The organism is Microcoleus sp. LEGE 07076 (genome assembly GCF_015207455.1).
Taxonomy (GTDB): Bacteria; Cyanobacteriota; Cyanobacteriia; order Cyanobacteriales; family Microcoleaceae; genus Microcoleus.
In genome coordinates this window covers 1-2,778 of record NZ_JADEWV010000395.1, presented here as the reverse complement: position 1 = coordinate 2,778, position 2,778 = coordinate 1, and the positions used below count along the sequence as shown (strand labels likewise).

The 2,778-nt window shown below is 45.1% G+C and carries 2 protein-coding genes; one reads left to right on the top strand and one right to left on the bottom strand.

The annotated features are described in order from the left end of the window. Positions 1-12: 12 nt before the first annotated feature. Positions 13-843, top strand: a complete 831-nt coding sequence (gene tatC, locus IQ270_RS29525; RefSeq protein WP_193976662.1) for a twin-arginine translocase subunit TatC — start codon at positions 13-15, stop codon at positions 841-843. Positions 844-1,088: 245 nt separating this feature from the next. Here tatC and IQ270_RS29520 read toward each other — a convergent pair whose 3' ends face one another. Continuing rightward, positions 1,089-2,420: a four-carbon acid sugar kinase family protein gene (locus IQ270_RS29520; protein ID WP_193976661.1), complete on the bottom strand. Its 1,332-nt coding sequence runs from the start codon at positions 2,418-2,420 to the stop codon at positions 1,089-1,091. Positions 2,421-2,778 lie beyond the last annotated feature (358 nt).

Here is a 2,778-nt window from a genome sequence, read left to right as displayed (position 1 = left end):
TCCCAATTCCCTATGACAGCCCCCTCAGACTTGGAGACATCCGAACAAAATTTCGACAACAACCTCGAACCCAGCATTGCACCAATCGCCGACGGTGCGATGCGTAGCCGCAACCTCGAAAACGAATTTCTCGACGAACTCCCCGACGAAATTGAGATGTCTTTGTTCGAGCATTTAGAAGAATTGCGACTGCGAATTTTCTACTCGGTAATTGCAGTAGTAATCGCTATAATCGGCTGCTTTTTATATGTCAGACCGATCGTGAAACTGCTAGAAGTACCCGCAGGAGCAGTAAAATTTTTGCAACTAGCTCCCGGAGAGTATTTCTTTGTCTCCATCAAGGTAGCGGGATACAGCGGTTTGCTAATCGCCACTCCGTTTATTTTTTACCAAATAGCCTTATTTGTTCTCCCCGGCTTAACTCGCAAAGAACGCGGGTTGCTCGGCCCGGTTTTCTTCGGTTCTAGTTTCTTATTTTTGGGCGGGTTAGTATTTGCTTACATTGCTCTGATTCCGGCAGCACTCAACTTCTTTGTCACCTACGGAGCCGATGTGGTAGAGCAGTTGTGGTCGATCGACAAATACTTTGAATTTGTTTTATTATTAATGTTCAGCACTGGCTTAGCATTTCAAATCCCCATCGTCCAAGTCTTGCTCGGTGTTTTAGGCATAGTTTCTTCCAAGCAAATGCTCTCCGGCTGGCGCTATGTAGTTTTGGGAGCGGCTGTTTTGGGAGCGGTTTTAACGCCTTCTACTGACCCTTTGACTCAAAGTCTTTTGGGAGGTGCGGTGCTCGGTTTGTATTTTGGCGGCATTGGTTTGGTGAAGCTTTTAGGGCGATGAAAACTCGAAACTTTGTAGTTTTTGAGCTTTAGGGCAGGTGTTACCAAAAATATTTATCGATGCGTTCAGAAACTCTAAACGAGGCTGCCGTTTTATTCCTAATCTGAAGAGCGAGTTTTACAGGAGTTGCAGGATTGGGCTGATTTGAGGGGATTGTCAAGACACGCTCTGGTATGAAAATTTCAAGATGTTAAAACCCCGACTTCTTAGAGAAGTCGGGGCTGTGGGTCTTCTGTTTTTTTAGATTAATCTGCCCGCTTGCTCAACCGCTTGTAAACCGTAGCCAAAGCATTGCTATCTCCCACATTTCCCGGAAACAAAACCACGGGTAAATTGGGAAATAGAGGATGGTCTGGCTCTGTTTTTACCACGGAACAACCTGCGATAATCTGACCGATTTGCCTGACACTTTTGAGCGACAAACCCGTACTCAAAACATCGTTGGAAGTAATGCCGCCCTTGCTAATTAAAAACCCGATATCTGCAGGCAGTCCCCGCACGACATCCATCAACAAGTCAGAGACAGCAGCTCCAAATTTTAACCGGATTTCGGTATTTGCAAATTGCAGTTCCTGGCGGCTGGTATAAATTACGGGTGTTTTGCCCTCGGCGTGAGCAGTGCTGACTTTTTCGAGAATTTCATTGAGGATTTGGGTGCGATATTCTGGCGAATCTTCTAGCAAGTGAGATACATCTATTTCAATGCTAACTGTATTGGGTTCTTCTAGCAATCGTTTTAATTGACCTGTAGTTTTTTTAACGTGGGAACCAACTATTACTGCACCCGGTTTGCCCTGTCTGACGTATTTTGCCATTTCGTCGGCTGCTATTGGCTGGTTGCCGATGTCAGCTAAGGATGTTAAGATACTGGCACCGCTGCGGAATAAAAACTTTTTGCCTTGACTGACTGCATCGAGAATGTGTTTGGCAAATGTGTCTAAATCGCGTTGGCTTTCGCCGTCAACAACTGCACATTGGTTGTCTTTCATGTCCATCAGTCGATCTAAACTTCCGTAGCGGATATCTGCGAGTAAAATGCGATCGACTGCATCTGCCGAAATTCGACCTTGGGTTTTTTCTTCTACGTAGTCTGGCAGGTAACTGTGACTGTAGCCGAAAACTGAATCTTTGGCAAATTCGGTTTGGTGAACGGGCGTTGCGACGCTGTTAACCATGAGGTAGTGGACGCTGTTGCGGGTAATTCTGCCTCCTTCAAAAAAGGCGGGAATTAGAAAATGGGCATCGAAGGGGCCGAGTTCTGCGGCGATCGCGTCGGTTTCGATCGGATAGTGACCGCGCAGGGTAGAATCGGAACGGCTAACGATTAGGAAGTCTTCGATTTCTTCGGCTGCGATCGCCTTTTTGAGATTTTGGCACACTTCGCGGGTAACGGAGGCTGCTTTTTCGGGAGTTAGCGATCGAGTATTTGTGAGTATAAAAAAAATCGGGGACTTATCTCGCAGTCCCAAACGCAGGGTTTCTTCGTCCCAACGTGTCAGCAGCAAGCAACTGTGGACTGTTTGAGAACCTGTCGGATCGTCGTCGAGAACTATAATTTTGGGTTTGGTAGAAGACATATTGACCTGGTTGTTAACGTCACCTTTCTAACATATCCTCACCTGTTACCTAACAGGAAAAAATTTACAATTCTAGCAGAAGTCCCATCGAAGTCGGAAGCAGGAAGAAGGGAAAAGCAGTAATAGTCATGGTTTCAGCGATTAACAATGTCCTCTACTTCGGTCGCGGCTGTTATCTGATATTTCTTAACAATTCTCATAACTCATAAATTTTAAAATGTGTTTTAGTTTTTGGAGTTTAGACTAAGCACAAATTTACTCAGCGTTAGCTGAGTAGAAATTATGGTGAATTTAGAGAGAGCTGACCAGGTTAACTAATGGATTTTGACGAGTTTTGGAACCTACCTTTACCCTTTTT

Bases quoted from the DNA above. Each gene is read 5' to 3' on its own strand.
- tatC (WP_193976662.1), top strand. From the start codon at position 13: ATGACAGCCCCCTCAGACTTGGAGACATCCGAACAAAATTTCGACAAC.
- IQ270_RS29520 (WP_193976661.1), bottom strand. From the start codon at position 2,420: ATGTCTTCTACCAAACCCAAAATTATAGTTCTCGACGACGATCCGACA.